Origin of the sequence: Achromobacter sp. PD1 (assembly GCF_048541815.1) — a bacterium.
Lineage (GTDB): Bacteria > Pseudomonadota > Gammaproteobacteria > Burkholderiales > Burkholderiaceae_B > Achromobacter > Achromobacter bronchisepticus_A.
Window position 1 is genome coordinate 5,135,187 of the sequence record NZ_CP183349.1, and the last position, 15,156, is coordinate 5,150,342.

Genomic DNA, 15,156 nt, shown 5'->3' on the forward strand with positions numbered 1-15,156 from the left:
GCGGGGGGCTCCAGGGGGAGGGGCGGAAAGGTCGGGGTAATCCTAGCGCAAATCCGGGCGGCCGCGCCGCCCGATGAAATCCCCTAGCGCGAGTACGCGGGATTCATCGAGGCATCTTGCACATACTCGTCCTCCGGCTCTGGCTGCAGCGTGGCCTCGATTTCCGGCGGAAACGTCGGCACCTTGCTGGTGTGCATCACCGCCCAGCGCATGATGGCGTGGAGAAGATTGAACGGCATCATCAGCAGGGACAGGATGCCAGGACCTTGCGCATCCTCGGCAAAGGCGCGCTGCCTGGATAGGGCGAAGGTCTCCGGCTTGCCGTCGGCCGGCACGCAATGCAAGACCGCGTCCTGCACGACTTGCGGCCCGTCCTCCATGTAGCGGCGCAGAAACTCCCAATGGGAATAGGCATCTTCGGCCCGGTACGTGACCGAGCTGAACGCGAATGTCTCCCTGACCGTCACGCCGTCCGGATCCAGGATCAGGCCGCGGACATCCCAGGTCCGGTGCTGAAACCCGTCGACCCCTCCTCCAAGCGTGAAGTAGAGCTTGTTCCACTTCGCCGTCAGCACCGTTCCGTCCAGCCGGAACACGTGTACCAGCTTGTGCTTGCGGTCCAAGGCGATGGGATAGTAGGTCCACCGGAACATCTCCTTGCCCGCGACCCAAGCGCCCGCCGCCGCCAACGCAGCGCCCATCGCCATGCTGATGAAAACCGCCGTCCAAAGCCCGTTCTCATTGGGCAGCCCGTCCACCAGGGCCCAAGCCAACTCCCGGATCATGCCCACGCCGAAGGCCACGCCGACAAGCCCCATCAGCGCCAGCATGCCCCGGTAGGCGTACCAGCGGTCCACCAAGACCAAAGCATTGGAATTCATCTTCACCACGCAGCCCTCGGCCGCCAGCGGTACGTCCAGCCGTTTCTTCTGCTGCAAGCGGTGTTCGCGGTCGAAGTCCCCAAGCGGCCGGTCGTTGGGGAATTTGCGTATCAACCCCGTGTAATCCATTCAACGCTCCAGAACTCGCCGGCTCGGTTGCGGCGCGACCGGTATCAGCCCGTGGATAGGCCTGCGCAATTTCTTCAGGGCATTTCCCTCGTCAGTATCTGAAATAGCGCAGGCCGTAGTCCTTGCCATCGCCCTGCCGCCGCTTTGTTTTGGATATTGCGCGCAGATTGATCCCAGTGGGATTGCTCCAACCGAATCCCTTGAAGATCATTTCCGCGACATGCGCGAAGCCTTCCGTCTTGCGCCCCGCCCGCCAGGCCAGGAAGCCGAACACGACGAGCAAGGCCGGCAACAGGTACATGGCATAAATGCCATAGGCCTCAAGCTGCCCCGCGATGCTGAACTTGCCTTTGAACAAGGCAAACACCGCATCCAGGCACATCATGAATCCAAAAATCACCGCGACGATGATGCCCCAGAACCGGAACGTGGACAGATAGTGGGATCTGCGCCCTTCAAAGCAGTGGGGATACACCGCCACCAAGGAATCCGATTCGCGCCTGACGCCATAGGCGCTCCAGGCGCCCTCGCCACGTTCGGCGACCAGCTCCACGTCGTCCCCTTCTTGAAAGGGGAAGCGCCAGAACCAACCCTGAACGGGTTCGCCGTTCAGTGAAAACTCCACGAAGTCGGCGCTCTCCGAACTATCGATCGAGGCAATCGCGATACCCGCCCCTCCCATGCCTGCCAGCGCGGCGGATACCGCGGACGCTCCGACGTCACCGCCAATCTGGCTCAGGACAAAGTCCCGATTACGACGGGACTTCTTCAGCTCCGTGATCTTTCCGGAGATCTTTCGGACATTTCCATTGAGCTCATTGGTCATTCCATTCCTCACATCAAATCACGTCACATCAGCAAGAGCAGCGACGAAGCCTTCCTCCTGCTTCTTCGGTTCGTCCTGAGGTTTGCCGAAAGTACGACGGCCAAACGCGCTGGTTTCACACCACTCTTCCAGTGCATTCGGCGTGAAGTACCAGACCAGCAGCTGAATACCCACCAACACTATCGCGATCTCCCAGCCCACCAGGATACCAAGCACACGAGCGAATGAAGCTATCGCCATCCGCGACGCAACCACATCCACAGCCACCACCATCACATTCATACCTGCGCGCCGTCCCACGATCTTCAGCAACGAGGCAGAAGTCGATATTGCCGTGATCACCGCGGCCCCGCCTGCGACAAAGCCTATGGCCGACTTGATGCCGACCAGCACCATCAGCGTGTACTGCTTCTTTTCCCTGCGCTCCATGGCTTCGTTGAAATCTATGGATGCACCGATAAAACTCGCGCCGGCGCCCAACATCCCCCCGACCAATTTCCATTTCTGGAATCCGTATGCTTTTTTCCCCGCCAATTGATACGGCACGATAGCGATATCAATCACGGCGGCGCTCAAGGTGGCCGTAGACGCGACCAGCTTTGCATAGGTCGTAGCCGTCTTGTCGGTCGCCGAAATGAGCTTCTTGAAGTTCCAAATTTCAATCAATCCCACCACCACCGTAATGCGCATGGTGGTAGCCCCGTTGCGCCCAGTAGCCGGCCGCATCTTGCCCCACATGTCCCGCAGCACTTTGTGGCTGGGTTCCTTGGCGATGGCCTCGTTGGCTTCCAGGAAAGTGCGCGCAGTCCGCAATCGCTGTAGCGCGACCTGACGCGCCACGCCTTCGGACCGGGCCTGTTCTCTCACCAGCGCCAAGGCGTCGGCGTCGCTGATGCCCGTGGACAACAAAAAGAGATTCTGGACGATCTTCTCACCGACGAAATCGCTTACGCGGTTCAGCTGCAACCAGCGGAAAGCCGTATCGCCCACCGTCATCATCAGCTTGTCGATGCCGGCATTTTTCAAAGCGCGCGGCAATGGCCCCAGCTTTTCCACCTTGCTTTCACCAACCAGGGACACCGCCCTCTTGTAATACCCCGAGAAGGTTTTCAGGTTGCTGAGCACTCGTTCGACGACACCGAGACCCGTAGGCAATGGCGTTTCCTTGCCCTTCACGGCTTCATCGAGGGCGCTCGTCACCGCAGGCTTGAGCTGCTTCTGGTTTGCGGCGATTGCGCGCCAGAACAGGGACTTCCTGTCCCCTGCGTCACGCCGTTCTTCCACCAAGGTTTTGAGATACTGGGCTCCCGCCGCGCTGGATCCGATGCCTTCGATCAGGTCGCCGACCACTTCAATGAACTCGTGGCCGTCATCCTCGACTTCCTCGCTATAGTCCTCCAGCGTATCGAACAGAAGGCCCCATTCCAGCCATTTGATGAGTTCCACTGTCCTGGTATTTGCCAGCGTAGTCGCCATCTCCTGGAACTTCTCGTAGTTGCTCTTGAAGCGATTCAGCTTGTCCCAATCGACATTGTCGGTGTAGCGATCCCAGGCATGCGCGACCTGGTCCTTGCGATAATTTTCCAGATTCCGGGCGCGCGTCTCGTCCGCCTGCACGATCTCCGCGTCATAGGCGTTGAAATCCGCCTCTGCCTGCGCCCTATTGGCCGCCGGGACATACTGGTCCAGCAGCACGCGACGGCGGCTGTGGTACTCGGCGTCCGTTATCACGCCATTGGACCGCTCGTTCTCCAGCCCGGCGAATGCCTGCTTGCCCTTCATGTCCGGCACGTGCTGATTGATGACCTGGTTGCGGCGCATCACCTCGTAGTGCCGGTTGCCGCCCCGCTGCCCCAGTTGCACGGCCTCGGCCGTGCGCCTTGCGGCGTCGTCGGCCTTGTTCTCCAGCGCCGCCTTGGCGCCTTCGATGTTGCTGGCCGCGGTAATCTGCAACGCGCGTTCCTCGCCATACCGCGCCATCGCGCCCAGCGCGTCATTGCAGTATCCGTTGAGCTCGTCGGCGATGCCGATGGCGTCCCACAGCGCCAAGCTCATCGGCCAATAGCTGACGCCCATCGTGGGATCGCCGCATTTATCCAGCATCTGCGCCAGCAAAAGCTCAAGCGTCTTATCCACAAGGCCGCCGAGCGGCCGGTTGCGCGGATACCAGGGCGTCTTCGTGAATTGCTCTTTCAGCGTTGTTTCGTCGAAAGACCCGTCGACATTGCTCAACTTGCGCTGGCGATCGAGGCCGGTGTACGGAAGCCAGGGCGGCTCGCCCGTCAAACCGCTGAACTGGTGGTCTCCGTATTCCAGGATCTTCTTGAAGTTCGACTCGACGGCCAGTATGGATTGGTGATTCTTGGCCTCGCAGCGGCCCTGCGCCCAGACGGCGGGCTCGATCGCCTGCATCCGCGATGCGCGGTGCTCCTGCTTTTCATAGCGAGCGCGGGTCTGCGGGCTCCATTTATGTTCGCTATAGGCCAGCCACACCTTGCCGCACTGCGCTGGCTTCTCTATCACGATGTAATGCATGCGCAGCCCATTGTGCCCCTGGTTCGCGCATTTCATCGCGGGCTGCAACCGGGCGCTGTCCGCGTCGTCGCAACGCCAGAGCATGCCGTCGGCCGTCACGGAATAGACTTCCCAGTAGTTGGCGCCCTGCGGGCCTTTCTCGTAGAACAGGTAGAGAAAGCCCATGCGCAGCGTGCGGGTCACGTACTTGTACTGTTCGCTATCCAGCGGCACGTCCTTCACGCGTTCGCCGCTTACGCCGTCCAGCGCATGCGCCGGAAACCCCGCGGGCACCACGGCGTAACGCGTCGGCAGTATCGGCAGGCCGCCTGCCTTGCACACATTGCAAGCCGTACTCATTCTTCTTCCCTAACTTGGTGATGCGCCGGGCGCGACTGCCGGCAATCGCGGGCGATCGCCGTCCAGTCCGCCTCGGTCAAATCCATGACGAGCCTGGCAAAGCCGACATCCGGCTCGCGGGCATCCAGTAGCGCGGCCAGCCTGGGATGCTGATCGAATGCAGGGTGCGCCGTCAGCGCGCGGATGGCCATGGCCTCCCAGTCGCGCGGGTCCAGCAAGCCCCTGGCCGCCCCGCGCCGCACGCATGCCGCCGCCTGCGCCAATGTTTCGTCTGAAATGGCCGCAGCCTGTCCAGCCACCACGCGCCACGCGCGGTTGATGGCGGCAGAGGTCTCAATGCGGCTCCATTGGTCTGAGTCGAACTGAAGCGGACCGATATCCCGAAGGCCGGGCACCGGCTCAGCGCCGTTGCCATAGCTTGCCAGGCGCGCCCACCGGTCGACCGTCACCCACAGGTGCATCGGCCCCAGCAATGCCTGGCGCTGCCCTGGAGTCGCCAGGTTCCATACCAGATCCAGGACAGCGGGATCCTGCAAGCGCAACAGGGAGCGGCCTCCATCCGGCCGCGATTGCAGCATGGCCCGGCCCAGGTGGTGCGCCAAGGCCGCAGCATCCGTTGCGCCAAACATCCAGCCGCCGATGCGGCGCCCCAGGCCTAGCCGCAAGGATTCCGGCGTCCAATCCCGGATCGCCATGCCTGCCGCCACCCGGCTGATATCGGCGTCGCAGGCGCGCGCCAGATCCAGCGATACGAGCCGCGGCCAAGCCTTGGAATCGACATTCCGATGCGCAAGCCGGACCGAAGTGGTCCGCGCATCGAGTTCATCGGCCAGGCCCAGCCATTCGGAATCTTCCTCAGGCGGCCGCAACAGCGGATCAAGCAGCAAGCAGCAGCGCGACTCCCCATGGGACGCCGCCAGCCGTTGCAGCGCCTCTCCCAGTTGAATGTCCGATGTGAATGGCCCCATATCTGTCCGCCCCTGGCCGCTACAGTTCAACCGCCGCCGCGCCCGAAGCCGCCGCGCTCTGCATTCTCAGCTGGCATCCTTCGAAGTCGCCCTCCGGCAGCCCCAGCTGCAAGGGCGCGCTTTGCGGCCCCGCCCAGTTATGCACACCCGCCTTCAACTCAACCTTCCCCGGCGCGTGCAGCTGGATCCCGCCGCCTTCCACCCGCAAATAGGCGCCGCCCGCGGTCGCCAAGACGCGTTTGGCGGCCTGCACCTTCACGGCAGCTTGCGCCGAGGCAAAGGTCACCGCCTTTTCAGCGGACAGCGTCATCTTGGCGTCCTGGCTATGCAAGCGCAGCTTGCCGCCCGCCGCATGCAGCAGCAGTCCCTGGCCTTGCACCGGGCTGTCGCCAGACGCCTTGCGGCCCAGCGTGAACAACACCGCGCCGCCGACTACCCCTACCGCCAGGTTGGCGCTGCTGATCCAGTTGACGTCCGGCGCCACCTGCGACAGCGTCGCGCCGGCCGCCAGGAATGCGTCGGCGGGTGTGTATTGGCCGATGCCGCTGGGCGCGCTCACCTGGAGCTGCGGTTCGCTGTAGGCGGCAACTGGCTTGCCCTCGGGCGCGTCCTGCTTGGCGTCGATCACCTCCAGGACGTGCTTCAGGGCGTCCTGCGCCGGCAGCGTTTGCGGATCGCCTTCCAACACGGCCTTCTGGCGCGTTGCCGCTTGCGCCAGTTCCTCCGCTGAACGCGTCGCCCGCTCAATCTGCTTGGCCGCTTCCGAGCTGTCCAGCAGCGCGCCCTCGGCGTTCCCGCGCAGGTCGGCGCTGATCAATAGCCCGGAACCGCCGCGCACCGCCACGGCCTCGCGAGTCGACAGTTCCGCACCGTGACCCAGGTCCTGCAGTCTTTCGTTGTCGCGCTGCTGCTTGATATGGCCCAGGTTCAGGCGGCTTTCGGCCTGCGTGGTCGACGCCGTCAGGCGCGACTGTCCGGGCGTGTCGTCATGCACCAGCTGGTTGTAGCCGCCGGTGCCCTGGCCGCTGCTGGCCAGCGCCTGCGTCTTGAAGCCGGACATCACCACATTGTGCGCATGGCCGTCGGCGCCGCCCGCGAACCAGGCGGGCGCGTTGCCGGTGGCGTTGGCGGCGCCGCCCTGCACCTGGTTGTGCGCGGCGTCCTCGGCGCCTGCGCCGTTGTAGAGCGCGCCCACCACCACGGGGCGGTCGATGTCGCCGTGCAGGAACTCGACCAGCACTTCCTGGCCGACGCGCGGCACGAAATTCCCGCCCCAGTCGCCGCCCGCCACGGACTCCGCCACCCGCACCCACGTGCCAAGTTCGTCCTTGGCGGGCGCGTTCTCGTCACCCGAAGGATGTTCCAGGCGGCTGCTGGAGGCCTTGCCGCGCTGCCAATGGAACTGGACCTTGACGCGGTGGTCGCGGTCGGTATGCACCGGCGCCTCGGCGCCCACCACCAGCGCGGTCTGCGCGCCGTACACGGTGGGCCGCGGATGCAGGCGCTCGCCGTGCCCGTCGCGCGTGGCCTTGCGGAATTCCGTGTCGATGCCGATGCAGGTAAAGGTATTGCGGTAGAAGTCGGCGTCGGCTGCCTGCGGACCGGTCTCGCCCAGCGCGTCGCGCACGGCGCGGCCCAGGTCCTCGTCGAAGTTGTTGCGGGCCTCGTGCCGCACGGTGATCGCCACATAGGCGGCCCCGCCCTGCTGGTAGTGCCCGGTCAGCTCGAAGCGCTGGCCCGGCGCCAGCGTGCGCACGGTGCCCGCGCCTTCGCAGCTATCCTGACCCGCGCGCAGCGCGGCCAGCGCGATGTGCGCCAGGCGCTCGCCCTGCGCGCTGTCCTCGTAGGCGTACTGGCCGGGATAGTCGTTGACGACCAGATCCATCGCGCCCTTCGCGGCGCCGCCATCGACCTGCGCCGCCACCGGCCTGGCCTGGGCGCTGCGGTAGTCCCAGCTGGCCATGCGCACCGCATTGGTCTGCCAGCGCGCGCGCCGGCTCCATTGCTGGATGCTGTCCTCGGTCTCCGTGACGTCGGCGCGCGCAAAGCGCACGCTGGCCTGCGGGCCGGGCTGGAAGGCGCCGTTGTGGTCGGCAATGATCAACGTATGGCTGCCGTCGCCTTCGCCGGCCTCGTGCTCAACCCAGTAGAACAGGCCCTCTTCAGCCAGCAGGCGCTCGACGAAGGCATGATCGGTTTCGCGGTACTGCACGGTGAGGCTGCGCTTGGGGTAGGCGGCGCGGTCCTTCACGACCCAACGCCATTGCAGCGCCAGCCCCCCCTGGTCCTTGTAGTCGCCGAAGACGCTGTCGACGATCTCAATGACCGTCTTGTCCTGATAGGCGAAGCTGTCGCGGCGCGCGCGCAGAAAGGCGAGCCAGGGCTCCAGCGTCAGCCCATAGCGCGCCAGGCCGCCGTTGGCGCCCTGGAACTCGGCCGCCATGATGTAGCCATTCCAGACACGGGGCTGTTCGCGGCCCAGCGCGGTCTGCAGACGCAGCGTCGCCGGCTTGCCCAACAGTTCAGACAAGGGGATGCCGGCATCGTCCGACAGCGCCGTCAGTTCCAGCCGGAACGCGCCGTCCGACAGGGTTTCCGTGGCGGACAGCGTTTCCGCGACGAGCCGGTTCGCGCCCAGCGGCGTGCGCAGGTCCAGCAAACGGTTGGCCTGGTCTACCGACGCGATCGACATTCGGGAAAGGCCGGCATTATCCATGGGCATGTCGGGCTCCGGCGTCAGGCAAGGCGATAACGGAAATCGCCGTTCTTGCCGGCGGTCACGCGGATGCGGGCGATGGCCTCGCCCTGCGCCATGCGGCCCAGCACCTGTTCAGCGATCTGCGGCAACAGCGTGCCGTTCAGGATGTGGTCGACGTTGCGCGCGCCGGTATCCACCTCGGTGCAGCGCGCCAGCACGGCCTCCACCAGCGCCTCGTCCCATTCGAACACGGCGCGGTGGTTGGCCTGGACGCGCTGCGCGATGCGGCCGAGCTTCAGTGCGATGATGCGGGCCAGCGCGTCGTCGTCCACCGGGTAGTAGGCGATGGTCTTCATGCGGCCCAGGAAGGCGGGCTTGAAGGCCTTGTACAGCTGCGGCGCCAACAGTTCCTGCAAGGCCTCGGGGTCGGGCCGTTCCTCGGCGCTCTTGTTCAGGCAGGCCTGCATGATGGCCGACGATCCGACGTTGGAGGTCAGGATGATGAGCGTGTTGCGGAAATCGATCTCGCGGCCTTCCGCGTCGTCCATCACGCCCTTGTCGAACACCTGGAAGAACAGCTCCAGCACGTCGGGATGGGCTTTTTCGATCTCGTCCAGGAGCACCACGCTGTAGGGCTGGCGGCGCACCGCCTCGGTCAGCACGCCACCCTCGCCGTAGCCCACGTAGCCCGGCGGCGAGCCCTTCAGGCCCGATACGCTGTGGGCCTCCTGGTACTCGCTCATATTGATGGTGACCAGCTTGCGTTCGCCGCCATACAGCATGTCGGCCACGGCCAGCGCGGTTTCGGTCTTGCCCACGCCCGACGGGCCAATGAAGAGGAACACGCCCTTGGGCTTGTTGGGGTCTTCCAGGCCGGCGCGCGCGGTGCGCACGCGTTGCGCAATGGCGTGCAAGGCATGGTCCTGGCCGATGACGCGTTCGGCCAGCAAGGGCTGCAGTTCCAGCACCGTACGGATTTCGTCATTGACCATGCGGCCCAGCGGGATGCCGGTCCAGGCGGACACGATCTCGGCGATGACCTGCGCGTCCACGAAGGCCGGCACCAGCGGCGCCTCGCCCTGCAAGGCGCGTAGTTGCTGTTGCAGTTCGGCCAATTGCGCCTGTCCTGGCGTGGCGGCTGGCTCGGCCGCCTTGCCCGAGCGGCGCTTGCCGGCGGGCTCCGGCGCGGCTTCCACACCCGCCGCCTCCAATTCCTCGCGCAGCGCGTGGATCTGCCTGACCAGCTCGCTTTCCTGCGCCAGCCGCGATTCCGCTTCCGTCAATGCGGCACGCGTGGCGTCCATTTCCTGATCCAGCTCGCGCAGGCGCGCGGATTGCGCCGCGCCCGCCGCGGCTTCGCGGCGCAAGGCGGCGCGCTCGGTCTCAAGGCGCGCGAGGCGATGACGCGCGTCGTCGATCAGCGCCGGCGTAGCGCTGCGGCCCAGGGCCACGCGCGCGCAGGCCGTATCCAGCACGCTGACGGCCTTGTCCGGCAGTTGGCGGCCGCTGATATAGCGGTGCGACAAGCGCGCCGCGGCCACGATGGCCTCATCCAGCACGCGCACGCCGAAATGCTGTTCCATCAGCGGCGCGATGCCGCGCAGCATGCTCGCGGCCAGCTCCTCGCTGGGTTCTTCCACCTTCACGACCTGGAAGCGGCGCGCCAGCGCGGCGTCCTTCTCGAAGTACTTCTTGTACTCGCTCCAGGTGGTGGCGGCGATGGTGCGCAGCTCGCCGCGGGCCAATGCCGGCTTGAGCAGGTTGGCCGCATCGTTCTGCCCGGCCTGCCCGCCCGCGCCTATCATGGTGTGGGCTTCGTCGATGAACAGGATGATGGGCGTGGAGCTCTGCTTGACCTCGTCGATCACGTTCTTCAGGCGGTTCTCGAATTCGCCCTTGACGCTGGCGCCGGCCTGCAAGAGGCCCATATCCAGCGTGCGCAACGCCACGCCCGCCAGCGCCGGCGGCACGTCGCCCGCCACGATGCGCAGCGCCAGCCCCTCGACCACCGCGGTCTTGCCCACGCCAGCCTCGCCGGTCAGGATGGGATTGTTCTGGCGGCGGCGCGTCAGGATGTCGATCATCTGGCGGATCTCGGCATCGCGGCCGATCACCGGATCAATCTTGCCTTCGCGCGCGCGCTCGGTCAGGTTGGCGGTGTATTGGTCCAGCGCCGGCGTCTTGGAGAGGCCGGCAGCGGGAGCCGCGCCATCCTGCCCTGCGTCGCCCGCCGGACTGTCGCCCAACGCCACCGACTGGCCCGCCTCTTCCGAGCCGGCCGTCAACGCGGTGAAATCATGCTTCAGTTCATCCAGCCTGAACGATTCGAACAAACGCGACCCGCGGCGCGCCAACTGGGCCAGGTCGGGCTCGGTCAGCAGGGCCAGCAGCAGATGGCCGGAGCGGATGCGCGTGGTGTGCGTGTCCAGCGAAGCGATCAGCCAGCCATGTTCGAACAACCGCGGCAGATGCGGCGAGAACACCGGCGTGCGCGTGTTGCCATTCTTGAAGCCGCGGATCTCGGCATTCAGGTCCGCTTCCAGCACCGAAGCCTCGATACCGCTGCGCCGCGCCACGATGCTGAAATCGCTGGCGGGCTTTTCCAGCAGCGCCAGGAACAGGTGCTCCAGGTCCACCTCATAGTGCCCCTGGGCCATGCACAGGCTGGCGGCGCGCTCGGCCGCCTGGCGGCAGGTCTGGTTGAGCTTTCCAATCAGGGTCTTCAAGGGTGTGGCCATATTCCAGGTCGTCTAGTCTCAATGGATGGTGTGCAATTCGTAGCTGGCGTCATCGCGGTCCGACGCCACCGGCTCGGTGCAAAGAAAGGAGTTCCAGCCCAGGCGCGCGCCGCCGCCTTCGCCCAGCACGCTGCCGCCCACGTCTTCCTTGGCCATCACCAGCCGCACTTCGTACTCGAAGCTCATGCCGCCGAACATGGTCAGGAGTTTCTCCAGCGCCTGAGCGCGCGCACCGCCGGGCAGGAAATCAGTGAAAGCGTCCTTGGACAAAGGGCCGATCCACAGCCGGATGCGCATGTCGCGCTGCCAGATGCGGTCGCCGGCCATGGCCGACACGCCCAGCACCGCGCCGGGCATGCCCAGCTGCGTGCGGTTCTGCGGCGGCACGTGATACCAACGCCCGACGAACTGCTCCACCCGCAGCGGCACCTGGAAGTAATCCGCCAGCACGCGCTGCAGGTAGGCCGCCGATACCGGCCGCTGGCGCGCGGCCGCGGCATAGTGCGCCAGCGATTCGTCGAACACCCGGCCCTGCCCTGACTGCAGGCGGTCGCGCAGCGCTGGATGGCCGATGCCGCCCAGCGCCAGCAGCAGTGGCAGATAGTGATGGTCCTGTTCGGTCTCGTGCCGCACGGGCATGCGGTACTTCTTCCAGGCCGCATAGAACAGCGCCGCCGCCCGGTTTGAGAAGATGTCGAAGAAGGCGCGTGCGCCGCGGTCGCGCCGCGAGCTCTCGCGCGTGCTCAGGATCTCGGTGTAGTGCAACGGCATGGCGCCCTGCGCGCCCAACAGGCCAAAGAAGGCTGGCTCGATCTCCACCCGCCCCAGGTTGCCGGCAGCCAGCGCCGCCAGCCGCGCTTCGGTGTCTTCCAGCGCCTGGCCCTGCTTGTCATAGGCTGTCAGCGCGGCGATCTCGCTGGCGGGAAAGCCCAGCGAAGACGAATTCAGGAAGCGCAGGTGCGCAGGCACCGCATTGCGCGCGCGGCTGCCTTCCTGCCGCGCGAACCACGATTCCAGCACCCGCACGGCCTGGAAGAACTTGAAGCGCTGCGGCTCGGCCAGCAGCGATTCGATTACGCTAGGATCGCGTCGCCGTTGCATGGAGCGCACCGTAGGATTTCTTCCGCGCCGCGGCGCGACAGCACGACCAGCTGCACGAAGCTGTTGGCATGCACGTATAGGCCAAAGAAGCGGTTGATCACCGCCACGAAGGCATGCAGGCTGGTGCCGACGAAGTTGTCTTCGTTGATGGTCAGCCGGATCTCGATGCCGCGCACGAAGGTTGCGAATGGCTCGCCGGGCATCCAGTGCGTGGCAGGCTTGTAGTCCAGGCCGACCAGCCCTTCTATCTGGCGCGCCGCCACCGCGGAATGCGACAGGTCATACAGCCGCAGCGTCTCTTTCAACGCCGGCAGGCCGCTGTGGACCAGCGACAGGTGGTTCAGCGCCAGATGCGAAATAAGGCGCCAATGCGCCGCCCGCCCCTGCTGGAAGCGATGGGTGTGCGTCGGCCGGCGCAGCATGCGGATCTCGCGCGCGATCGAGCCGCCCTCCAGGAACAAGTCTCCGCCCGGCTGCCCCACCGCCAGATGCGAAGGCAGATCGCGATTGGTGCAGGTCAGTTCCAGGCTCAAGGTCTCGGTCTGCGGCAGCGAGGGATCGAAATCGATGTCGACGATGGACAGTTCCATCTCGTAGCCCGGACTGCGCTCGGCCACCATCGCATTGCGGCGCGCCGTCCAGTAGTGACCAGCCCCTTCCGGCGTCTCGCCATGGTGCAGCGAATAGAACGGCCGGAACTCCACCACCGAATCGCCCTGCGCGTTCTGCCGCACCTGGCGCACGCGGTCGATCGAATAGATCTCGTAGCCATAGGCGCGGCGCGCGTCGGCCACCACCGGATAGGACGCCTGCGCATGGGTGACGCGGATGGGATCGGCGCGCTGCGCGAACAGGTTGACCACGGGGGTGCAGCCCAACCGGAAATTGTCTGCGGAGGCCGACTCCAGCAGGCGCGCCGTGTTCGAATCCGCGCGCACGCCCTTCAAGGCCAGATGCAAGGTGATTTCACGCACCGGACCCGCCGCGCGCCTGAGCGCCGCGAGATCGATGTCCACGAAATTGAATTTCTCGGAGAACGCGAAGTACTCGGCCAACAGCCGGTAGGCAGGGTGCGAGCTGGCCGGGAAGTCGATCAGGGCTTCGTCCTCGGACAGCCCCACCTCCGCCAGCGGTACGTCCTGCATGCGATTCCAGCGGCCCGGCTGCGTTTCCAGGTAGGCCGCCGCGGTGCGCAGGAACAGGCAATCCCGCAGCGCAGCCACGAACGAGGGCTCGCCGTGCAGGTAGACGCGCAAGCGGTCCACCGCCAGGGTGGAGAAATTTTGGGTTTCAGCCAGGCAGGCCAATGTCAGCGACAGCCGGCCCGTCACGCCCGCAGGCAGGCTGGCCGCGGATGGCGCGTTGGCCGTGGCCGCAAATACGGCCTGGCGGATGCTCACCGGCGCCAAAGTCACGTCGTACGCCGTACGGAAACGGCAGGCCACGCCGCGCACGGGATGCGATTTCAGTTCCGTGCCGCGCGCCATGCGCACCGGCGCGGTCAGCTGCGAGGCCATGCCGCCCATGTCGAACTGCGCCACCGAGCACGACGGGAACGGGCGCAAGTAGTGCGGGTACATGACCTCGAACAACGCTTCCGTGAATTCCGGATAGTCGTCGTCCAGTTTCTTGTTGATGCGCGCGCCCAGCAGCGCGAACGATTCGATCATCCGCTCGACATGCGGATCCTCGCAGGTTTCGCCAGACAGCCCGAGCCGCGCGGCGATCTTGGGATAGCGCTGCGCAAAATCGCGCGACGAACCGCGCAGAAAGCCCAGTTCGCGTTCGTAGTAAGGCAGCAGTTCTTCCATCTTTCCCTTCTTCGCCGGCGGCGTGCCGCCGGCGCCCGCGTGCATGGTTTGTTATCAGGCGGCCGCCGCGGCCTTGGCCCGGCCCTTGCTTACCGAGTACTGCAAGGTGGACGGCTGCAGCGTCGCGTCGAACGTGACCGGCTCATGCGCAGGCCCCACGTCCAGCATCGCGGTAATCGCGAAATACAGCACCGAGGTCGCGCGGCTGTCCACCTGCAGCAACACCCGCACGTGCGTCAGGCGCGGCTCATGGCGGGCGATCGCCTGCTCCAGCGACCGGCAGATGAACTCGCGGTCATAGTGACTGGCCAGGCTCAGGCCGGAAAAATCCGACAAACCGTAGGTCAGGATGGACCGCTGGCAGTTCGGGAAACGCTTGAGCGAGTCTTCGGTGAAGACCATGCGCGTGTTGAGCAGGGCCTCGATGTCGCGCGCGACCGTTTCCTTGATTTCTTCCACCGACAGGCGTCGCAACGCATGCGGTGTCTGCCCGTCGCCGTCGAACAACTTGTCGAACAGGCTGGGTTCGAATCCCTTCATCGCGGCCTCATTGAGCAAAGGCGCCGGACCAGCCGGGGCCTTTGCCGTTCATGCGGTCAGGTTCAGACCGAGTACGTCTTGTCGTTCTTGGTGAGGCTCCACGCACCTTGGGCATTCCCGCCCTGGTTGCCGCCCACCTTCTGCTGCGTGTACTTCCACTGCACGGCGGCGTACTTGAGCGAGAACGACTCGTGCGGCAGGCCTTCGCTGACGACTTCCGGCGCCACGCGCGAGATGATCACGTACTTGAGCTTGATTTCCAGGTACTTGACGCGGTTGCCTTCGCCGTCGGCGCGCAGGAAATCGATGGTCACTTCGTCGAACGTCGTGCCGCCGGATGCGTGCTGGTACAGCAGCGGGCTGACCACGTCCAGGTCCTTGGTGAAGACCATCTCGCCATGCTCGGTGCGTTCGGCGGTGTGGCCACCGGAGGTGGAGGCCGTAGCCGAACGCGGCTGGATGATTTCATGGCGCCACGATCCGACTTCGATCCAGTCCGGATGGTCCTTGTCCTGCGACTCGCCCTTGAGCGCGGGGTTGCCGAATTTGACGTAGATGTCCTTCATTAATAGCCTCTCTGGTTAAAAATC

10 protein-coding genes are annotated in these 15,156 nt (G+C 65.3%); all 10 read right to left on the bottom strand.

The window, feature by feature from the left end:
* Positions 1 to 83: 83 nt before the first annotated feature.
* The 10 genes from ACM1PE_RS24155 to ACM1PE_RS24200 all read right to left on the bottom strand — a co-directional run bounded on the left by ACM1PE_RS24155 (position 84) and on the right by ACM1PE_RS24200 (position 15,132).
* Positions 84 to 1,010, bottom strand: a complete 927-nt coding sequence (locus ACM1PE_RS24155) for a DUF6708 domain-containing protein (RefSeq protein ID WP_419341182.1) — start codon at positions 1,008 to 1,010, stop codon at positions 84 to 86.
* Positions 1,011 to 1,101: 91 nt separating this feature from the next.
* Positions 1,102 to 1,836: a putative type VI secretion system effector gene (locus ACM1PE_RS24160; protein ID WP_124260332.1), complete on the bottom strand. Its 735-nt coding sequence runs from the start codon at positions 1,834 to 1,836 to the stop codon at positions 1,102 to 1,104.
* 18 nt (positions 1,837 to 1,854) lie between these two features.
* Positions 1,855 to 4,710: a T6SS effector BTH_I2691 family protein gene (locus ACM1PE_RS24165; RefSeq protein WP_419341183.1), complete on the bottom strand. Its 2,856-nt coding sequence runs from the start codon at positions 4,708 to 4,710 to the stop codon at positions 1,855 to 1,857.
* Positions 4,707 to 5,678 (bottom strand): DUF4123 domain-containing protein, encoded by a 972-nt coding sequence (locus tag ACM1PE_RS24170; protein ID WP_118931412.1) that lies wholly within the window; start codon positions 5,676 to 5,678, stop codon positions 4,707 to 4,709. Before ACM1PE_RS24170 ends, ACM1PE_RS24165 begins: the two co-directional genes overlap by 4 nt.
* A 19-nt stretch (positions 5,679 to 5,697) precedes the next feature.
* Positions 5,698 to 8,400, bottom strand: a complete 2,703-nt coding sequence (locus ACM1PE_RS24175; protein ID WP_419341184.1) for a type VI secretion system Vgr family protein — start codon at positions 8,398 to 8,400, stop codon at positions 5,698 to 5,700.
* A gap of 14 nt (positions 8,401 to 8,414) precedes the next feature.
* The gene (tssH, locus tag ACM1PE_RS24180) at positions 8,415 to 11,114 is read right to left on the bottom strand and encodes a type VI secretion system ATPase TssH (RefSeq protein ID WP_419341186.1); all 2,700 of its coding nucleotides are present in this window, start codon (positions 11,112 to 11,114) and stop codon (positions 8,415 to 8,417) included.
* A gap of 18 nt (positions 11,115 to 11,132) precedes the next feature.
* Entirely contained in the window at positions 11,133 to 12,224 is a 1,092-nt protein-coding gene (gene tssG / locus ACM1PE_RS24185) for a type VI secretion system baseplate subunit TssG (protein ID WP_165867759.1), read from the bottom strand.
* A complete protein-coding gene (tssF, locus tag ACM1PE_RS24190; protein WP_059371481.1) occupies positions 12,188 to 14,026 on the bottom strand; it encodes a type VI secretion system baseplate subunit TssF in 1,839 nt (612 codons plus the stop codon). Before tssF ends, tssG begins: the two co-directional genes overlap by 37 nt.
* Positions 14,027 to 14,080: 54 nt before the next feature.
* Positions 14,081 to 14,566, bottom strand: coding sequence for a type VI secretion system baseplate subunit TssE (gene tssE, locus ACM1PE_RS24195; protein ID WP_054452040.1), 486 nt, complete (start codon positions 14,564 to 14,566; stop codon positions 14,081 to 14,083).
* Between the two features lie 62 nt (positions 14,567 to 14,628).
* A complete protein-coding gene (locus tag ACM1PE_RS24200; RefSeq protein WP_006395404.1) occupies positions 14,629 to 15,132 on the bottom strand; it encodes an Hcp family type VI secretion system effector in 504 nt (167 codons plus the stop codon).
* Positions 15,133 to 15,156: the final 24 nt, after the last annotated feature.

What these genes read in the sequence shown, in the direction of transcription:
- ACM1PE_RS24155 (WP_419341182.1), bottom strand. Translation starts at nt 1,010, where the DNA reads ATGGATTACACGGGGTTGATACGCAAATTCCCCAACGACCGGCCGCTT.
- ACM1PE_RS24160 (WP_124260332.1), bottom strand. Translation starts at nt 1,836, where the DNA reads ATGACCAATGAGCTCAATGGAAATGTCCGAAAGATCTCCGGAAAGATC.
- ACM1PE_RS24165 (WP_419341183.1), bottom strand. Translation starts at nt 4,710, where the DNA reads ATGAGTACGGCTTGCAATGTGTGCAAGGCAGGCGGCCTGCCGATACTG.
- ACM1PE_RS24170 (WP_118931412.1), bottom strand. Translation starts at nt 5,678, where the DNA reads ATGGGGCCATTCACATCGGACATTCAACTGGGAGAGGCGCTGCAACGG.
- ACM1PE_RS24175 (WP_419341184.1), bottom strand. Translation starts at nt 8,400, where the DNA reads ATGCCCATGGATAATGCCGGCCTTTCCCGAATGTCGATCGCGTCGGTA.
- tssH (WP_419341186.1), bottom strand. Translation starts at nt 11,114, where the DNA reads ATGGCCACACCCTTGAAGACCCTGATTGGAAAGCTCAACCAGACCTGC.
- tssF (WP_059371481.1), bottom strand. Translation starts at nt 14,026, where the DNA reads ATGGAAGAACTGCTGCCTTACTACGAACGCGAACTGGGCTTTCTGCGC.
- tssE (WP_054452040.1), bottom strand. Translation starts at nt 14,566, where the DNA reads ATGAAGGGATTCGAACCCAGCCTGTTCGACAAGTTGTTCGACGGCGAC.
- ACM1PE_RS24200 (WP_006395404.1), bottom strand. Translation starts at nt 15,132, where the DNA reads ATGAAGGACATCTACGTCAAATTCGGCAACCCCGCGCTCAAGGGCGAG.